General features: G+C 41.5%; 18 protein-coding genes. 6 read left to right on the top strand and 12 right to left on the bottom strand.

The window, feature by feature from the left end:
• Window positions 1–8: 8 nt before the first annotated feature.
• From dnaK to SMSK597_RS10845, 10 genes are all read right to left on the bottom strand, one after another.
• Window positions 9–1832 (bottom strand): molecular chaperone DnaK, encoded by a 1824-nt coding sequence (gene dnaK, locus SMSK597_RS10890; RefSeq protein ID WP_000034661.1) that lies wholly within the window; start codon window positions 1830–1832, stop codon window positions 9–11.
• Between the two features lie 429 nt (window positions 1833–2261).
• Window positions 2262–2786 carry a nucleotide exchange factor GrpE gene (gene grpE / locus SMSK597_RS10885; RefSeq protein WP_000046040.1) on the bottom strand — a complete coding sequence of 175 codons (525 nt, stop codon included), beginning with the start codon at window positions 2784–2786 and terminating at the stop codon, window positions 2262–2264.
• Window positions 2787–2812: 26 nt separating this feature from the next.
• On the bottom strand, window positions 2813–3847 hold the full coding sequence (hrcA, locus tag SMSK597_RS10880) for a heat-inducible transcriptional repressor HrcA (RefSeq protein WP_000255757.1): 1035 nt from the start codon (window positions 3845–3847) through the stop codon (window positions 2813–2815).
• Between the two features lie 160 nt (window positions 3848–4007).
• Entirely contained in the window at window positions 4008–4520 is a 513-nt protein-coding gene (locus tag SMSK597_RS10875; protein ID WP_001088684.1) for a DUF2812 domain-containing protein, read from the bottom strand.
• A 34-nt stretch (window positions 4521–4554) separates the two neighbouring features.
• A complete protein-coding gene (locus SMSK597_RS14055; RefSeq protein WP_000412256.1) occupies window positions 4555–5130 on the bottom strand; it encodes a DUF2812 domain-containing protein in 576 nt (191 codons plus the stop codon).
• Entirely contained in the window at window positions 5130–5450 is a 321-nt protein-coding gene (locus tag SMSK597_RS10865) for a PadR family transcriptional regulator (RefSeq protein ID WP_000423988.1), read from the bottom strand. The genes SMSK597_RS14055 and SMSK597_RS10865 overlap by 1 nt, the downstream gene beginning before the upstream one ends.
• A gap of 113 nt (window positions 5451–5563) precedes the next feature.
• Entirely contained in the window at window positions 5564–6910 is a 1347-nt protein-coding gene (gene glnA / locus SMSK597_RS10860) for a type I glutamate--ammonia ligase (protein WP_001122877.1), read from the bottom strand.
• 36 nt (window positions 6911–6946) lie between these two features.
• Window positions 6947–7303 (bottom strand): transcriptional repressor GlnR, encoded by a 357-nt coding sequence (gene glnR / locus SMSK597_RS10855; RefSeq protein ID WP_000659548.1) that lies wholly within the window; start codon window positions 7301–7303, stop codon window positions 6947–6949.
• A 76-nt stretch (window positions 7304–7379) separates the two neighbouring features.
• Window positions 7380–7907: an FUSC family protein gene (locus SMSK597_RS10850; RefSeq protein WP_000119914.1), complete on the bottom strand. Its 528-nt coding sequence runs from the start codon at window positions 7905–7907 to the stop codon at window positions 7380–7382.
• 135 nt (window positions 7908–8042) lie between these two features.
• A complete protein-coding gene (locus tag SMSK597_RS10845) occupies window positions 8043–9239 on the bottom strand; it encodes a phosphoglycerate kinase (protein ID WP_001096743.1) in 1197 nt (398 codons plus the stop codon).
• 239 nt (window positions 9240–9478) lie between these two features.
• Between SMSK597_RS10845 and SMSK597_RS10840 the strand changes: the two genes are divergently transcribed.
• Window positions 9479–11110 (top strand): Na/Pi cotransporter family protein, encoded by a 1632-nt coding sequence (locus SMSK597_RS10840; RefSeq protein WP_000026669.1) that lies wholly within the window; start codon window positions 9479–9481, stop codon window positions 11108–11110.
• Between the two features lie 96 nt (window positions 11111–11206).
• Here SMSK597_RS10840 and SMSK597_RS10835 read toward each other — a convergent pair whose 3' ends face one another.
• Both SMSK597_RS10835 and pepA read right to left on the bottom strand, forming a co-directional pair.
• On the bottom strand, window positions 11207–11503 hold the full coding sequence (locus SMSK597_RS10835; protein WP_000230160.1) for a bacteriocin immunity family protein: 297 nt from the start codon (window positions 11501–11503) through the stop codon (window positions 11207–11209).
• Window positions 11504–11522: 19 nt separating this feature from the next.
• Window positions 11523–12587 (bottom strand): glutamyl aminopeptidase, encoded by a 1065-nt coding sequence (gene pepA / locus SMSK597_RS10830; protein WP_000209167.1) that lies wholly within the window; start codon window positions 12585–12587, stop codon window positions 11523–11525.
• Between the two features lie 292 nt (window positions 12588–12879).
• On the opposite strand from pepA, the gene galE reads away from it, so the two are divergent.
• The 5 genes from galE (at window position 12880) to SMSK597_RS10810 (ending at window position 17741) form a co-directional block, all read left to right on the top strand.
• Window positions 12880–13878, top strand: coding sequence for a UDP-glucose 4-epimerase GalE (gene galE, locus SMSK597_RS10825; RefSeq protein WP_000167822.1), 999 nt, complete (start codon window positions 12880–12882; stop codon window positions 13876–13878).
• Between the two features lie 143 nt (window positions 13879–14021).
• Window positions 14022–14981, top strand: a complete 960-nt coding sequence (locus SMSK597_RS10820) for an ABC transporter permease (RefSeq protein ID WP_000777234.1) — start codon at window positions 14022–14024, stop codon at window positions 14979–14981.
• Window positions 14971–15927: an iron chelate uptake ABC transporter family permease subunit gene (locus SMSK597_RS0103075; RefSeq protein ID WP_001159837.1), complete on the top strand. Its 957-nt coding sequence runs from the start codon at window positions 14971–14973 to the stop codon at window positions 15925–15927. The genes SMSK597_RS10820 and SMSK597_RS0103075 overlap by 11 nt, the downstream gene beginning before the upstream one ends.
• Window positions 15924–16676 carry an iron ABC transporter ATP-binding protein gene (locus SMSK597_RS10815; protein ID WP_000769168.1) on the top strand — a complete coding sequence of 251 codons (753 nt, stop codon included), beginning with the start codon at window positions 15924–15926 and terminating at the stop codon, window positions 16674–16676. The genes SMSK597_RS0103075 and SMSK597_RS10815 overlap by 4 nt, the downstream gene beginning before the upstream one ends.
• Window positions 16677–16775: 99 nt before the next feature.
• Window positions 16776–17741: a siderophore ABC transporter substrate-binding protein gene (locus SMSK597_RS10810; protein ID WP_000858235.1), complete on the top strand. Its 966-nt coding sequence runs from the start codon at window positions 16776–16778 to the stop codon at window positions 17739–17741.
• The last annotated feature ends 24 nt before the right edge of the window (window positions 17742–17765 follow it).

The raw sequence follows: 17765 nt of genomic DNA, 5'->3' as shown, positions 1-17765 counted from the left end.
TTTGCATCTTATTTTTCAGTAAACTCTCCGTCTACGACGTCATCACCTGCGTTTCCTGTTGCTTGTGCACCTTCTGCTCCTGCTTGAGCTTGTTGCGCTGCTGCCGCTTGTTCGTAGAGTTTAACAGCAAGGCCTTGAGCTTTTTCGTTCAATGCTTCAAGTTTTGCTTTCATATCGTCCAAGTTGTTGTCTTCTTGCGCTTTCTTAAGGTCATCAAGGGCAGCTTGGGCAGCGTCACGTTCTGCGTCGAAGCCTTTGCCTTCAGTTTCCTTGATTGTCTTTTCAGTCGCAAAGATGGCTTGGTCTACTTCATTACGAAGGTCAACTTCTTCTTTACGTTTCTTATCTGCTTCAGCATTAGCTTCTGCATCTTTCATCATGCGGTCGATTTCTTCATCAGTCAAACCTGAGTTAGATTGGATGACAATTGTTTGTTCTTTTTGAGTTCCAAGGTCTTTGGCCTTAACAGACACGATACCGTTCTTGTCGATGTCAAATGTTACTTCGATTTGAGGAATTCCACGAGGTGCAGCTGGGATATCTGTCAATTGGAAACGTCCAAGAGTCTTGTTATCTGCTGCCATTGGGCGTTCACCTTGAAGAACGTGGATATCAACGGCTGGTTGGTTGTCTGCTGCTGTTGAGAAGACTTGTGATTTAGATGTTGGAATTGTTGTGTTGCGGTCGATGAGTTTTGTGAAGACACCACCCATTGTTTCGATACCAAGTGACAATGGTGTTACGTCAAGAAGGACAACGTCTTTGACATCACCAGTGATTACACCACCTTGGATTGCAGCACCCATAGCAACTACTTCGTCAGGGTTTACTGATTTGTTTGGTTCTTTACCAGTTTCAGCCTTAACAGCTTCGACAACTGCTGGGATACGAGTTGAACCACCAACAAGGATAACTTCGTCGATTTCTGACAAGCTCAAACCTGCATCTGAAAGGGCTTGACGAACTGGAACTTTTGTACGTTCTACAAGGTCACGAGTCAAATCGTCAAATTTCGCACGAGTCAAGGTCATTTCCAAGTGAAGAGGTCCAGCTTCACCAGCAGTGATAAATGGCAAGCTGATTTGAGTTGAAGTCACACCAGAAAGGTCTTTCTTCGCTTTTTCAGCTGCATCTTTCAAACGTTGCATTGCCATCTTGTCAGTAGACAAGTCAATACCGTTTTCTTTCTTGAATTCTGCTACCAAGTGGTCGATGATTTTTTGGTCAAAGTCATCACCACCAAGTTTGTTGTCTCCTGCAGTTGACAATACGTCAAAGACTCCGTCACCCAATTCAAGGATAGATACGTCAAATGTACCACCACCAAGGTCGAATACCAAGATTTTTTCTTCTTTGTCAGTCTTGTCCAAACCGTAAGCAAGAGCTGCTGCAGTTGGTTCGTTGACGATACGTTCTACTTCAAGACCAGCGATTTTACCAGCGTCTTTAGTTGCTTGACGTTGAGCGTCGTTGAAGTAAGCTGGAACTGTGATAACTGCTTTAGTCACTTTTTCACCAAGATAGTCTTCAGCATAACCTTTCAAGTATTGAAGAATCATAGCTGAGATTTCTTGTGGAGTGTATTCTTTTCCGTTAGCAGAAACTTTTTCAGAAGTTCCCATTTTAGACTTGATAGAGATAACTGTATCTGGGTTGGTAACTGCTTGACGTTTCGCAGCATCACCAACGATGATTTCACCATTTTTGAATGATACTACAGATGGAGTTGTGCGGTTTCCTTCTGGGTTTGCGATGATTTTTGATTCAGTTCCTTCAAGAACTGCAACTGCTGAGTTTGTTGTACCTAAGTCAATACCGATAATTTTAGACATGTGTTTTTCTCCTTGTTAGTTAATTTTCTATTTTTCTTTTTGATACTCTTCTTAGGTGGCGGCGCCGTCAGAGATTGACTTCGTCAATCTCTTTGACTAAACTTTGAGCCTATGGTCTCAAAGTTTGCGCAAGTAGCGCCACGGCGAAGAGTATCGTCTTTAGTTCGCTTCGCTCACTATTGCAAAGCCAAACATATTTTATCTTTCTTCATAGTTTATTGTCGTTTCGGACAAGTTTTCTATTATGTAAATTGAGACACGAGGAGTCGAAATCGATTTTATTTCGACAACGACTTGCTTTAGCTACCGTCAGAATCGCCTAATCGAACACGCCCTAAGCTCTGGGTAAAAAAGATAGATTTCCTTGTGTTCATCGGACACTTCGTCAATCTCCTATTTTTACTGTGAGCTTTTTACGGGCTTTGTATCTTAGTTATACACCACTACCATTGCTGGGCGTAGGATGCGGTCATGGAGTTTGTAGCCTTTTTGGAAAACTTGGGCGATGGTATCTGCTGGGTGTTCATCGTCTGCTGGGAGAGTTTGGATGGCCATGTGATAGTTATGGTCAAATTCACCGCCAGCTGCGATTTCTTCAATTCCTTCTTCTTTCAAAGCATGAATCAAGCTTTCTTGCACCATTTCCAAGCCCTTCTTCACATCATCTGTCAAACCTTCAACTGCAAGTGCACGCTCAAGGTTGTCGAGCGATGGTAAGATTGCTTTTGCCAAGTCTTGGCTACGATAACGTTGCAAGTTTTGACGCTCTTCATTGGCACGGCGTTGAATGTTTTGCATTTCTGCATGAGCGCGAAGGTATTTATTTTCGAACTCATCTGCACGTTCATTTGCCAAGTCCAACTCAGACTTCTCAGGAGTTGTTTCTTCTACCGTTTCCACAACTTCCTCTTCTTGAACTTCTTCTACTTCTTCATTTTTTATATCTTGGGCCATTTTCGCCTCCTTTAATGATTTCAATCTTAATGTACTTCGTAATGATTACTGCTGAGGTAGCGGTAAAAATCTGTCAACTTCATGGTCAAAACACGGTTGACCACATTGACTTGATTGATTATTTGCTGATAATCCAGATTGACGGGGCCGATAATGGCTAGAATTCCAACTCCCCGATAAGGAATGAGAAATTTACTACTAATCACCGCTAGGTCAGCTAGACAGGATTCCTGACTGTCCGCAACACGGACATTTTGCATCTGATCTTCATGCAGACCCTCACGAATCTCCAAGGCCACCTTTTGTGGCTGATCAAAGAACTGATAGGCTGCTAGATTGGCAAAATTCAAGAGATTGACCTTGCCCGCCACCACAATGTTTTCGTTGAACATTTCCTTAAAGATATGTTCAAAGAGATCGATAACATTGTCCGTTGTTGTAAAGTAACGCTGGATAATCTGCGGAATCTCTGTCCGAATCTTGTAGTGAATATCTAGAACGGTGTGTCCGAGGAAACGTTCCTGAATGATGCTCTTCAGTTTCAGCAAATCCTCCTGCAAGAAGTTCCTTGGAATCAGAAACTGACTGGTAACCGTTCGCGACTCGTCTAGGGTAAATACTGCCAAGGCTGTATGTTGCCCCAAAACAACGATATCAAAAGCTGTCAAACGTTGCCTGCTGGGCTCAACATCCAGCGCCACTACTGTACAGCCACTCAAGTCTGTTAGTAGATTAGCAGCCTCTTGCAGAATATCCTCCAATTTGAAGAATTCCTGATCAAAGGCTTTGACAATCTCATATACCTCATTTTCAGCCAGTCGGTCAAAATCCAGTGAGTGTTTTACATAGTACTGAAAACCAGCAACACTTGGCATCCGACCGCTTGAAGTATGAGCCTTCTCAAGCAACCCTTGCTTTTCTAAAGCCGCCATGTCATTACGAATGGTTGCACTGCTAGAGTTAATAGACTCTTGCAAGGCTTTGGATCCGACAGGTTCGTGCGTTTTGGTAAAGATGTCAATAATCAGATTTAAAATATCCTGCTGACGCTCTGTAACCACCTCATCACTCCTCTCTGTCTGATCGATTAGCACTCGATACACTCAAGTGCTAACTTATGATTCTATTATACACCCTTAAAAGAGAATGTCAAGACAAAAACTCAAAAAATTAGCACTCTTTTAACAAGAGTGCTAAAAATCAGTCTAAAGACCTAGAATCCTACCTTCCATATACTTGGTATTTCCTTTTAAGTCTGAAAAAACCATGAATTAGATAAGAAATCAGAGAAGCATATAAAACAAAAATAATAAAGAAAGACATAGAAAGATCTTCTCTAAACGAACTCATACAAATAACAAGACCACCTGAGAAAGCAGCCGTACATGAACGAAGTCTATATCGCATAACTTCCCATCTGAGCCCCTTACTCATATAGACTTGATCCTCTGGAAGTAAATTAGAAGACGATTTACGAAGAATCGAACAAGAACCTGCTCCTATCAATTCCCAACCTCTATCTCTAAAATCTTGCAGTTCATGCTTATATTTTTTAAGAAATCTAGAATCATAGATACAGTAGATGACATCGTCTGGTTGACATTTGTCAAAATAGAACAAACCAAAACGACTCGTTCTATACCTCCAACCTTTCAAATGCATCTCATGTAAATATTCTTCTTCCTTGTCCAAATCAACAATGGTGAAAATCCGAAATTCTACTCTGCTATTCATTGTCTTACCCCAAAATTAGAAAACATGCCTGGCGTTATTTATCAGATAATTCTTTCCACTTTTGAAACAATCTCCAAAAAATATAAGAAATCTGAATCGCAAAAACTATCAATAAAACCCAATCTATTATGAAAATCAAAAATACTTCCCAACTGAAAGAACTACTTCCACTGACAAACTTTGAGAAAACCGGTAGTAGAGCTAAAAAGAGAAGCAAAATAGGAAGCATCCGCCTCGTTAAAATCCGTTTAACCATAGCTAACTTCCCGACCGCGTCATTATAAATTTCAAACTCGGCATCTGACTCAATTCCAGAATGAAGCTTTCTAAAGTAGGAAAACCCATTAAAGTCTGTAATATGCTCCCAGCCACAGTCTTTAAATAATTGTAAATAGGAGACTCTCTCTGATTTTTCCATTGGGTAAAAATCCAACTGATAAGACACTTGCTCAGGGTGACACTTTTCAAAGGTATACTTAACTGCAAACAATAAGATAGAATAGCTTACTTTTCTAAGTTTCCAGCCCTTAGCATGCATTTCTCTAAAGTACAGAGCCTCTCTATCATAATCCGCAATTGTAAAAATTCGATAAACAATTTTCTTTTCCATCATCCTTCCTCCCGACTATTTCTGTAGAGGCGCTCAATACGCTTCAATTCAATCTCCAAAACTTTTCGTCCCAAGTCTGTAATCTGATAGATTTTCCGTTTTTCCTCTTCGCGGACAAAGGAAATCAAACCATCCTTTTCCATCTTTGACAAGGTTCCATACATAGTCCCAGGACTAATCGAAACTTGCGAATCTGTCATCTCCTTGACCTTTTGCGTAATACTGTACCCATGACTTTCCTTTTGCAGACAGAACAAGATATAAAAACCCGTTTCCGTCATCGGAAGATAGACCCGACGAATCTTATCCGTTAATTCCATTTATAGCCACCTCCTATCCAGTTCGATATATCGCACTTCGTTATATAAAATATATCACACCTCGATATAAAACACAAGAAAAAAGACCGCCCTCAGGCAATCTTTCTTCTATATTAGTAAAGGTCTAAATAATTATCAATTTCCCATTGTGAAACGAAGGTTGCATAACTTGCCCATTCGATTCGTTTGGCTTCAAGGAAACTAGTATAGATATGTTCTCCAAGAGCCGCTCTGACAACCTCATCTTCTGTCAAAGCTTTCAAAGCGTTGTGAAGAGTTGATGGAAGATCTGTAATACCAGCTTCCTTGCGCTCTTCTGCTGTCATGATGTAGATATTTTCTTCGATAGGAACTGGTGCTTCGATTTTATTTTCAATACCATGCAAACCAACTTCCAAAAGAACTGCCATAGCGATATATGGGTTAGCCATTGGATCCACTGAACGCAACTCAAGACGAGTTCCCATACCACGTGAAGCAGGCACGCGCACAAGTGGCGAACGGTTACGACCAGCCCAAGCAATGTAAACAGGCGCTTCATAACCTGGAACCAAACGTTTGTATGAGTTAACCGTTGGGTTCATGATGGCAGTATAGTTGTAGGCATGTTTGATCAAACCGCCAAGGAAATGGTAGGCAGTTTCTGACAACTGCATTCCTTTTGGATCATTTGGATCAAAGAAGGCATTGTTTCCTTCTGCATCAAACAAGGACATATTACAGTGCATACCTGATCCGGCAATACCAAATTTTGGTTTAGCCATAAAGGTTGCGTAAAGTCCGTGTTTACGAGCAATGGTTTTAACAACAAGTTTAAAGATTTGAATCTTATCACAGGCATGTAGAACTTCATCATACTTGAAGTCAATCTCATGTTGTCCAACCGCAACCTCGTGGTGACTCGCTTCTACTTCAAATCCCATTTTGGTCAAGACATTGACAATCTCACGACGTGTGTTGTCCGCAAGATCCGTAGGTGCCAAATCAAAGTAGCCACCCTTGTCATTCACTTCAAGCGTTGGATCTCCATTTTCATCAAGTTTGAATAGGAAGAATTCTGGTTCTGGACCAAGGTTGAAGGATTTGAATCCCACTTCTTCCATGTGACGAAGAGCACGTTTCAAATTGCCACGAGGGTCACCTGCAAAGGGTTCTCCTTCTGTTGTATAGACATCACAGATCAAACCTGCAACACTTCCATTTTCATCTCCCCACGGGAAGACTGTCCATGTATCCAAGTCAGGGTACAAGTACATATCCGACTCATTGATACGTACAAAACCTTCAATAGAAGATCCATCAAACATAGCCTTGTTTGACAAGACTTTATCTAACTGTTCATCTGTAGCAGGAATTTCGACGTTTTTCATGGTTCCCAAAATATCTGAGAACATGAGACGGATAAAGGTAACATTTTTTTCCTCGACTTCACGACGAATATCTGCAGCTGTGATTGGCATGAGTTTTCTCCTTAATGTATGACTACTTGCGGTTGCCTAACCGCGACCAAAAGGTGACCGTACTGAAGCAAAGCGACCCTGTTGGAGGAGTTCATTGTGAAGTGCACGACGCACCTCAGTCTGACTCACCGCTTTCTTGGATTTCGCTTCACGTTCAGCATATTTTTTCTTAATGGCAGCGATATTATAACCTTCAGAAATATAATCTTTGATTTCAAGTAGACGATCCATGTCATTCAAGGAATACATGCGACGGTTTCCTTCGTTTCGATCAGGCTTAATCAACTCTTGATCTTCATAATAACGAATCTGACGCGCCGATAGATCGGTCAACTTCATAACACTGCCGATAGGAAAAACAGCCATATTTCGGCGAAATTCTTTTTCCTTCATTTACAATTTCCTTCTTTCTGTCTATTATAGTCTAAAAAAAGACAAACGTCAATTGATAATGTTATAAAATATAACATTATTTTTCTTTTTTCTCTAAAAAGAGCCGAATACGATCAATATCGTAATTTACGAGAATTGCGACAAAAACTCCCATGAAAGTTTCTGATACACGCGCAAATACGTACAAAATTGTCTCTCCACTCGGAATAGATAAGGTAATAATTAACATAGCCGCTACACCACCAATAACTCCTGCTTTGTTATTCATGGCTACATTTGTCATAATGGTTAACATGGTGCAAATGGGAACAACAACCAAGGTCACCCAAAAAGCTTCGTGGAAAAAACTATTTATTAGGAAGAAAACCAGGGCATAGAGGCCACCGATACTATTTCCTAGAATACGCGAAGTCCCAAAATGGACACTCTTATCAAAACTCTCCCTCAGGCTAAAAACAGCTGTCAAAGCACCGATTTGAAGACCTTTCCAACCAAAAAAACCAAAAATCAAGAGAACTAGAAAAACAGCAATACCTGTTTTAAAGGTTCGCATACCAAGTTTGAACTGGGATTTATCGAATTTATATTTTTTAAAATAACTCATAATCTCAACTTTCTATTTCCATTTTATCATAAATCGGTGATTTTTATGAGTAATAGTTGAGAGGAAGCGTTTTTATTTTAAGTAAAAGAAAAGAGGAACTTTCATCCCTCTCTTCTTTGATTCATTTAGTTAATCTTATTTTTCTGTCAAGGCTGCTAGTCCTGGCAATACTTTACCTTCGAGAAGTTCCATTGAAGCGCCTCCGCCCGTACTAATCCATGAGAACTTGTCTGCACGGCCAAGGTTAATCGCTGCGGCAGCTGAGTCACCACCACCGATGATTGATTTAACTCCTGGTTGTTTCACGATAGCGTCCATCACACCGATTGTACCAGCTTGGAAGTCTGGGTTTTCAAATACACCCATAGGTCCGTTCCATACAACTGTTTTAGCGCCAGTCAAAGCTTCGTCAAATTTAGCGATAGATTTTGGACCGATGTCAAGACCAAGGAAGCCTTCAGAAACTGCTTCACCTTCAGTGTCACGCACTTCAGTGTAACCAGCAAATGCGTTAGCTTCTTTTGAGTCAACTGGCAAGATCAATTTACCGTTTGCTTTTTCAAGAAGAGCTTTCGCAACATCCAATTTGTCTTCTTCTACAAGTGAGTTACCGATTTCGATACCTTGTGCTTTGTAGAATGTGTAAGTCATCCCGCCACCGATAAGGACTTTATCAGCTTTTTCAAGCAAGTTTTCGATAACACCGATCTTGTCTGAAACTTTTGAACCACCAAGGATAGCCACGAATGGACGTTCTGGAGTTTCAACGGCTTCTTGGATGTAGGCAATTTCGTTTTCAAGAAGGAAACCAGCAACTGCTTTTTCAACATTTGCTGAGATACCAACGTTAGATGCGTGTGCACGGTGAGCTGTACCAAATGCATCGTTTACGAAGATACCATCTCCAAGTGATGCCCAGTATTTACCAAGTTCAGGATCGTTTTTAGATTCTTTCTTGCCGTCAACATCTTCGTAACGAGTGTTTTCAACTAAGAGAACTTGTCCATCTTCAAGAGCGTTGATAGCTGCTTCCAATTCAGCACCACGAGTGACACCTGGGAACACAACATCTTGACCCAATTTAGCAGCCAAGTCTGCTGCTACAGGAGCAAGTGATTTACCAGCTTTATCAGCTTCTTCTTTCACACGTCCAAGGTGAGAGAAAAGAATTGCACGTCCACCTTGTTCGATGATGTACTTAATAGTTGGAAGAGCTGCTGTGATACGGTTGTCGTTAGTGATTACGCCATCTTTCAATGGTACGTTGAAGTCAACACGAACGAGGACTTTTTTACCTTTCAAGTCAACGTCTTTAACAGTAAGTTTTGCCATGTTACAAAAACCCCTTTATTTATTTTATTCGAAACTATTATATCACACTTTGGAAATATAAGGAAAGATTTCACAAGATTTTTCGATATTTAATCTTTGTGGCATGCTAGAGTGCATTATTTTTACTTTTTCTAACGAATTTTCTTTCTAAAATCTTAGCTTAACACTTGTTAGATTTACTTTTATCCTTTAAAATAGAATAGGAGAAATTCCGTTATTATTTTTCGGAGGAAAAAGAAATGTCCATTAATTGGCAGGAAATTTTATTTCACTTTTTAGGTGGTCTGGGACTATTCTTATATAGTATCAAGACCATGGGAGACGGTTTGCAACAAGCTGCTGGAGATCGCCTTCGTTTTTACATTGACAAGTACACTAGCAATCCCTTTTTAGGTGTTCTAGTCGGAATTGTCGTGACTGCCCTGATTCAGTCAAGTACAGGGGTTACAGTTATCACGGTTGGACTGGTCAGCGCTAGTCTTCTCACTCTTAGACAGGCTATCGGAATTATCATGGGAGCCAACATCGGAACCACAGTTACTTCCTTTATCATCGGTTTCAAGCTTGGTGAGTATGCTTTACCCCTGATTTTCCTTGGGACCATGTTCCTCTTCTTTACCAAAAATAGAACAGCAAACAATATCGGGCGCATCCTGTTTGGTGTAGGGGGAATCTTCTATGCCCTCAACCTCATCAGTGCCGGTATGAGCCCTCTTAAAGATTTACCACAATTCAAGGAATATATGGTAACCTTGGGACAAAATCCTGTGTTGGGAGTTTTTGCCGGTGCAGTGATTACCGTTCTCATCCAAGCCTCTTCCGCGACAATCGGGATTTTGCAAGGTCTCTATGCAGGTGGATTCCTTGATCTTAAAGGTTCTCTACCGGTTCTCTTCGGGGATAATATCGGAACAACCCTAACAGTTATCATCGCGGCAGCTGGAGCCAATATCTCTGCGAAACGCGTTGCTGCAACCCACGTTACCTTTAACGTTTTAGGGACTATCCTTTGCTTAATCTTATTAGGCCCATTTACGTCTATGATTGAGTACTTCCAGGCACTCCTTCACCTCTCACCTGAGATGACCATCGCCTTCTCTCACGGTGCCTTTAACGTAAGTAACACCATTGTACAATTTCCATTCATCGGAGCCTTGGCCTACTTTGTAACCAAGCTCATCCCTGGTGAAGATGAAGTTGTGAAGTACGAGCCACTTTATCTTGATGAGCATTTGATTAAACAAGCTCCATCAATCGCTCTCGGAAATGCGAAAAAAGAACTCCTTCACTTAGGAAATTATGCTTCTAAAGCCTTTGACCTTTCATACAACTACATCATTGACCTCAATGAAAAGGTTGCTGAAAAAGGACACAAGACAGAAGAAGCTATCAATACCATTGATGAAAAATTGACTCGTTACCTTATTACCCTTTCAAGCGAAACTCTTAGCCAGAAAGAAAGTGAAGTGCTCACCAACATCCTGGATTCATCCCGCGATTTGGAACGGATTGGGGACCACGCAGAAGCGCTAATCAATCTAACTGACTACCTTCAACGTAAAAATGTTGAGTTCTCTGAAGCTGCTTTACAGGAATTGGCTGATATCTATCAAAAAACCACTGGCTTTATCAAGGATGCCCTTGATAGCGTGGAAAACAATGATATTGAAAAAGCTCAAAGTCTGATTGAACGCCATAAAGAAATCAACAATATGGAACGTGTTCTCAGAAAGACTCACATCAAACGCCTCAACAAGGGCGAGTGTTCAACGCAAGCTGGGGTCAACTTTATCGATATTGTTTCCCACTACACTCGTGTATCAGACCATGCTATGAATTTAGCTGAAAAGGTCATCGCTGAACAAATCTAATATCCAAGAAGCTATCCTAAATGGGGTGGCTTTTTTCTTTTCCTAACCAAGAATTGCTTTTCTACCATATAAAAAATACTTTGATCCACAATGGAATCAAAGCATTTTAAAAATCTCCCCATACATAAGCGCAGAAGCTGCGGTTCCTCTGTACTTGGCTTCTTCTCTCTTGATAAAACGAGCCAAATTGAGCAACTCAGGTGCCGGATATTTGGGATTCTTGAGCAATTCACGATTGACCAGTCCTGAGAGACGAACTGCCAGCAATTGCTCATTTGTAGTAGGCAGTTTTTTAGCAGTCTCTAGGAGAGCAGCAACTAAATCTTCACTCAAATCATGTCGAGCATGATTGTAAAGATCTGTTACAAGGCTTTCTAGGTTTGGTTCTACCATCCCTACCACCTCCTTAAGTTTAATAATTTTTAATCAAATCAACCGTTGAACGATCCAATTTCTTCACCAATGCTTGCAAGAAAGCTTGCGCTTCTAAGAAGTCATCCATTGCATAGAGGGTTTGGTGAGAATGGATATAACGAGCGCAAACACCGATTGTTGTAGATGGGACACCACCATTTTTCAGATGAGCTGCGCCAGCGTCAGTTCCGCCTTTACCACAGTAGTATTGGTACTTGATACCAGCTTCTTCAGCAGTTGTCAAAAGGAAATCTTTCATTCCTGGGAGAAGCAAGTGACCTGGATCGTAGAAACGAATCAAAGTTCCATCTCCAATCTTGCCTTGACCACCGTAGACATCACCTGCTGGTGAACAGTCAACTGCGAGGAAGACTTCTGGGTCAAACTTGGTTGTGGAAGTATGAGCACCACGGAGACCAACTTCTTCTTGGACGTTAGAACCCAGATAGAGTTCATTGCCAAGTTTTTGACCTGAAAGAGCTTCCGCCAACTCGCTCACCATGAGAACACCGTAGCGGTTATCCCAAGCTTTTGAAATGATATTTTTTTCATTAGCTGTCAAGATTGCAGAACTATCTGGTACGATGGTGTCACCAGGACGGATACCAAAGCTTTCTGCCTCAGCCTTGTCCGCAAAACCGCCATCAAAGACGATATCTGCAATAGCAGGCATGGTTGGTCCACCCTTTCCACGAGTCAAATGTGGAGGAACAGAGCCTGAAATCACAGGAATTTCATGACCATCACGAGTCAAGAGTTTGAAACGTTGGCTGCTGACTACCATAGGATTCCAACCACCAATTTCAACCACACGGAAGGTACCATCTGGCTTAATCTCGCTGACCATAAAACCAACTTCATCCATGTGAGAAGCGACCAAGACACGTGGTGCATCCGCAGCTTCTGAATGTTTAATCCCGAAAATACCACCCAAGCCATCTGTCACCACTTCATCCACGTGCGGTGTCAACTTTTCACGAAGATAAGCACGGACAGGTGCTTCATGACCTGAGATCGCAGCAAGTTCTGTTACTTCTTTGATTTTTGAAAATAATGTTGTCATTTCAGTTCCTTCTTTCTTTCATCCATTTTACCACTTTTTATAGGAGAAGGATAGCGGGAAGGTGGATTTCTAAATTAGTATCTTAGTCTTGCTCTATCTTAGAAAAAGCTTGTATTTTCTTGCATGTGAGGTGAAATCTAAGAACTATTCCAAGACAAACCAAACTATTAATTCCCAAACACAAAACAATTCAATGCTATATTTGTTCAGTTTTTCATGAAATTTGCAGAAAATAATTGACTTTCCTTCCCTCTTTCTTTAAAATAGTACAAAACTAGAAAAGGAAAAAATCATGACCAAAACAATTCTTGTTACAGGTGGAGCTGGCTACATTGGCTCCCATACCGTTAAAGCTCTTTTAAATGCTGGCTATCAGGTACATGTTCTAGATAATCTCTCTACAGGAAATCGTTCAGCTGTAGATAGTCGTGCTAGCTTTAAACAACTGGATGTTTATGATGCTAGCGCCTTAAAGGCTTACTTAGAAGAAAATAAGATTGATACTGTTCTTCATTGTGCAGGTGAAATTGTTGTGAGCGAAAGTATTGAAAATCCAAGTAAATACTTCACTGCCAATGTTGCTGGTATGAACCAAGTTCTCAAAGTCTTATCTGAAGTTGGCATTCAAAAAATCATGTTCTCTTCGACTGCTTCCCTCTATGGTAATAACTGTATTGACAAGCCTGCAACTGAAGATACCCTGCTCGACCCTGTCAACCCTTATGCAGAAACAAAACTGATGGGTGAACGAATGATTTACTGGATGGCCAATCGCTTCGATTGGAAATATGTCATTTTCCGTTACTTTAATGTAGCTGGGGCTGAAATGGATGCTTCAAACGGTCTGCGTGTGAAAAATCCAACTCATATCATTCCCAATATCAACAAGACCGCATTGGGACAAAATGATAGCCTGAAAATATTTGGAGATGACTACGATACACGTGATGGTTCATGTATTCGAGATTACATTCATGTCTTGGACCTTGCACAGGCTCATGTTAAAGGGATGAATTACCTCTTTCAAGAAGACAGTTCTTCTCAAATCTTTAACTTAGGAACTGAAAAAGGCTATACCGTCAAAGAAATCTTTAAAACTGCTGAAGAATTACTGAATCAAAAAATACCACACGAAATTGTTGCTCGCCGTGCTGGTGACCCAGCCAGCGTCCTAGCAGACGCATCAAAAGCTAAACAATATCTTGATTGGAAGGCTAGCTACTCCCTCGAAGATATTATTTTATCAGATTATCGTTGGCGTGTTAAAGAAGGCAAAAACATTTTAGAATAGGAAAACAGAGGAGAAGGTCCTGGTACTCTCTCCTTGTTTTATTCATTAAATTGTCAGAAAATTTATTGACAGATTAAAGAAATCGTGTTACAGTAATATCCGCAGGTATCTTTCGATACCAAATCAACATGAAAGGATGGGGTATGAAACTTTCTCATTATTTAATTGGCTTACTTCTACTCCTAGTCTTTCTCTCTATTAGCATTGGAACCAGTGATTTTTCATGGGGAAAACTCTTTGCACTGGATCATGAAACTTGGCTTCTCTTTCAAGAGTCCCGTCTCCCAAGAACTATCAGCGTTCTCCTGACCGCCTCTAGTATGAGTATGGCAGGACTCCTCATGCAGACTATTACCCAAAATCAGTTTGCTGCTCCAAGCACAGTTGGAACCACTGAAGCTGCCAAACTAGGAATGGTATTGAGCCTCTTTGTCTTTCCATCGGCTAGTCTGACCCAAAAGATGGTCTTTGCTTTTGTTTCATCCATCGTATTTACCCTCTTCTTCCTAGCCTTTATGACCATTTTTACTGTAAAGGAAAGGTGGATGTTGCCTCTGATTGGGATCATCTATAGCGGGATTATCGGCTCTGTGACAGAAGTTATCGCCTACCGTTTCAATCTGGTTCAGAGTATGACTGCTTGGACCCAGGGGTCCTTCTCCATGATTCAGACCCATCAGTATGAATGGCTCTTCTTAGGCCTCATCATCCTGATAGCCGTTTGGAAATTATCCCAAACCTTTACCATCATGAATCTAGGAAAAGAAACCAGCGAGAGTTTGGGGATTTCCTACTCCCTACTTGAAAAATTGGCTCTCTTTTTGGTGGCCCTAACGACAAGTGTCACCATGATTACCGTGGGTGGCTTACCATTTCTCGGAGTTATTGTTCCCAATCTTGTTCGCAAGCGCTATGGAGATAATCTAAGTCAGACCAAACTCATGGTCGCACTGGTCGGTGCCAATCTGGTCCTAGCCTGCGACATCCTCTCTCGAGTCTTGATTCGGCCCTATGAGCTGTCTGTCAGTCTCTTGCTAGGAATCATCGGTAGCCTCGTCTTTATCCTACTTCTATGGAGAGGGGGACGAAAAGATGCAGTTTAAAAGCAAACATACCAAACTCTTCTGCCTTCTCATTATTCTGGCCATTGGAGCTTGTCTCCTCTATTTTTGGCCCATCACTCACTTGTCAGCCTTTGCTTGGAAGCTACGTTCCCAAAAGATTGTCGTTTATCTCTTGGTAGCTATCGCGACTGGGATTTCGACCATTAGTTTTCAAACTCTGACGGAAAATCGTTTCCTGACGCCAAGTATTTTGGGAATCGAATCCTTCTACGTCCTACTGCAAACTCTGCTACTGGTTTTTGAAAGCAAATTTCTTCAACTTGGCAAGTCTCCTATCTTAGAATTCCTAATCTTGCTTCTGCTTCAATCCCTCTTCTTTCTCGCCTTAGAAGGCTACTTGAAGACACTGATAAAACAAGACCTGGTCTTCATCCTGCTAATCTGTCTAGCCCTCGGAAGTCTCTTTCGAAATATCAGTACCTTCCTTCAGCTCCTGATGGATCCAAACGAATACGATAAACTGCAGAACAGTCTCTTTGCCTCCTTTCAACATCTCAATACTTCCATCCTCGCCATCGGTTCTATAATCATCCTTGTTTTGACAATCTTTTTCTTTCGAAAAGCAGTCATTCTGGATGTCTTGCACCTGCAAAGAGAAACGGCTCAAATATTGGGGCTCGATGTTGAAAAAGAACAGAGAGAGGTCCTCTGGGGTATCGTGCTTTTAACCTCAACGGCCACTGCTTTGGTAGGACTTATGGCTTTCTTCGGTTTTATGTTGGCCAACCTCACCTACCTAATCGTCAAAGACTATCGGCACAAGTTACTCTTTGTCGTAGCCATTCTGGTTGGATTTATCAGTTTGACCTTGGGGCAGGCCCTGATTGAACGAGTCTTTGCACTAGAAATTCGCATCAGCATGATCATCGAGAGCGTGGGTGGCCTTTTATTCTTTATCTTACTATACAGGAGGGCGCGTCAGTGAAACTGAAAAACATTGACAAATCCATTCAAAAACAGGATATTTTGCAAGGCATTTCGCTTGAAGTCAGTCCTCAGAAACTGACAGCCTTCATTGGTCCAAATGGTGCTGGAAAATCAACTCTCCTCTCCATCATGAGCAGACTGACCAAGAAGGATCAGGGAATACTCAGTGTTAAAGGCCGTGAAATCGAAAGCTGGAATTCCCAAGAACTGGCCAAAGAACTGACTATCCTAAAGCAGAAGATCAATTACCAAGCCAAATTAACCGTTGAAGAATTAGTCAGTTTTGGACGTTTTCCCTACAGTAGAGGACGTCTGAGAGTAGAAGATTGGGAAAAAATCCGAGAAACTCTGGACTATCTGGAACTGATCAACTTAAAGGACCGCTACATCGATAGTCTGTCTGGTGGACAACTCCAGCGTGTCTTTATCGCTATGGTACTGGCCCAGGATACAGACTTTATCTTGCTGGACGAACCGCTCAACAATCTCGATATTAAGCAAAGCGTCAGCATGATGCAGATTCTTCGGCGACTGGTGGAGGAACTTGGCAAAACCATTATCATCGTCCTCCACGATATTAACATGGCCAGCCAGTATGCGGATGAAATTGTTGCCTTCAAGGACGGCCAAGTCTTTAGCAAGGGAACTACTGCTCAAATCATGCAGGCTGACCTACTCAGTCAACTCTATGAGATTCCCATCACACTGGCGGATATCAATGGCAAAAAGATCTGTATCTATAGCTAGTAACTAAGAAACTCGAGTTAGAGAACCCTCTGTCTCTTAGCTAACAAGCCTATCTAAGAGACTCCCTACATCGTTATCATATTTTAAAAAGGAGAAATCATGAAAACATCCCTTAAATTTTATCTCACTGCCCTAGCGGCCAGCTTCTTACTCCTACTTGGTGCATGTAGTACAAACTCAAGCGCTAGTAAGACGGAGTCAAGTAGCTCTGCTCCAACAGAGGTAACCATTAAAAGTTCACTAGGTGTAGTCACACTTTCAAAAGTCCCTGAAAAGATTGTGACCTTTGACCTCGGTGCTGCGGATACTATTCGCGCTTTAGGTTTTGAAAAGAATATCGTCGGAATGCCTACAAAAACTGTTCCGACTTATCTTAAAGACCTAGCTGGAAAAGTTAAAAATGTTGGTTCTATGGTTGAGCCAGATCTAGAAGCCCTTGCTGCTCTTGAACCAGACCTAATTATCGCTTCACCACGTACCCAAAAATTCGTAGATAAGTTCAACGAAATCGCTCCGACTGTTCTCTTCCAAGCAGGCAAAGATGACTACTGGACTTCTACCAAGACTAATATCGAATCCCTAGCAAGTGCCTTCGGCGAAACTGGTACACAGAAAGCCAAGGAAGAATTGGCCAAGCTAGACAAGAGCATCCAAGAAGTCGCTACTAAAAATGAAAGCTCTGACAAAAAAGCCCTTGCCATCCTCCTCAACGAAGGAAAAATGGCAGCCTTTGGTGCCAAATCTCGTTTCTCTTTCTTGTACCAAACCTTGAAATTCAAACCAACTGATACAAAATTTGAAGACTCACGCCACGGACAAGAAGTCAGCTTTGAAAGTGTCAAAGAAATCAACCCTGACATCCTCTTTGTCATCAACCGTACCCTTGCCATCGGTGGGGACAACTCTAGCAACGACGGTGTCCTAGAAAATGCCCTTATCGCTGAAACACCTGCTGCTAAAAATGGTAAGATTATCCAACTAACACCAGATCTCTGGTATCTAAGCGGAGGCGGACTTGAATCAACAAAACTCATGATTGAAGACGCACAAAAAGCCTTGAAATAAGCTGCTTTAAACTCAATCACATCT

It is taken from the genome of Streptococcus mitis SK597 (assembly GCF_000148545.1).
Lineage (GTDB): Bacteria > Bacillota > Bacilli > Lactobacillales > Streptococcaceae > Streptococcus > Streptococcus mitis_C.
This window is presented reverse-complemented; position numbering and strand designations above follow the sequence as displayed.

Bases quoted from the DNA above. Each gene is read 5' to 3' on its own strand.
- glnA (WP_001122877.1), bottom strand. From the start codon at position 6,910: ATGCCAATCACAGCTGCAGATATTCGTCGTGAAGTCGAGGAAAAAAAT.
- SMSK597_RS10875 (WP_001088684.1), bottom strand. From the start codon at position 4,520: ATGAATAGCAGAGTAGAATTTCGGATTTTCACCATTGTTGATTTGGAC.
- SMSK597_RS10865 (WP_000423988.1), bottom strand. From the start codon at position 5,450: ATGGAATTAACGGATAAGATTCGTCGGGTCTATCTTCCGATGACGGAA.
- SMSK597_RS14055 (WP_000412256.1), bottom strand. From the start codon at position 5,130: ATGGAAAAGAAAATTGTTTATCGAATTTTTACAATTGCGGATTATGAT.
- SMSK597_RS10835 (WP_000230160.1), bottom strand. From the start codon at position 11,503: ATGGTAGAACCAAACCTAGAAAGCCTTGTAACAGATCTTTACAATCAT.
- glnR (WP_000659548.1), bottom strand. From the start codon at position 7,303: ATGAAGGAAAAAGAATTTCGCCGAAATATGGCTGTTTTTCCTATCGGC.
- dnaK (WP_000034661.1), bottom strand. From the start codon at position 1,832: ATGTCTAAAATTATCGGTATTGACTTAGGTACAACAAACTCAGCAGTT.
- grpE (WP_000046040.1), bottom strand. From the start codon at position 2,786: ATGGCCCAAGATATAAAAAATGAAGAAGTAGAAGAAGTTCAAGAAGAG.
- galE (WP_000167822.1), top strand. From the start codon at position 12,880: ATGACCAAAACAATTCTTGTTACAGGTGGAGCTGGCTACATTGGCTCC.
- SMSK597_RS10820 (WP_000777234.1), top strand. From the start codon at position 14,022: ATGAAACTTTCTCATTATTTAATTGGCTTACTTCTACTCCTAGTCTTT.
- SMSK597_RS10845 (WP_001096743.1), bottom strand. From the start codon at position 9,239: ATGGCAAAACTTACTGTTAAAGACGTTGACTTGAAAGGTAAAAAAGTC.
- SMSK597_RS10850 (WP_000119914.1), bottom strand. From the start codon at position 7,907: ATGAGTTATTTTAAAAAATATAAATTCGATAAATCCCAGTTCAAACTT.
- SMSK597_RS10810 (WP_000858235.1), top strand. From the start codon at position 16,776: ATGAAAACATCCCTTAAATTTTATCTCACTGCCCTAGCGGCCAGCTTC.
- SMSK597_RS0103075 (WP_001159837.1), top strand. From the start codon at position 14,971: ATGCAGTTTAAAAGCAAACATACCAAACTCTTCTGCCTTCTCATTATT.
- pepA (WP_000209167.1), bottom strand. From the start codon at position 12,587: ATGACAACATTATTTTCAAAAATCAAAGAAGTAACAGAACTTGCTGCG.
- SMSK597_RS10840 (WP_000026669.1), top strand. From the start codon at position 9,479: ATGTCCATTAATTGGCAGGAAATTTTATTTCACTTTTTAGGTGGTCTG.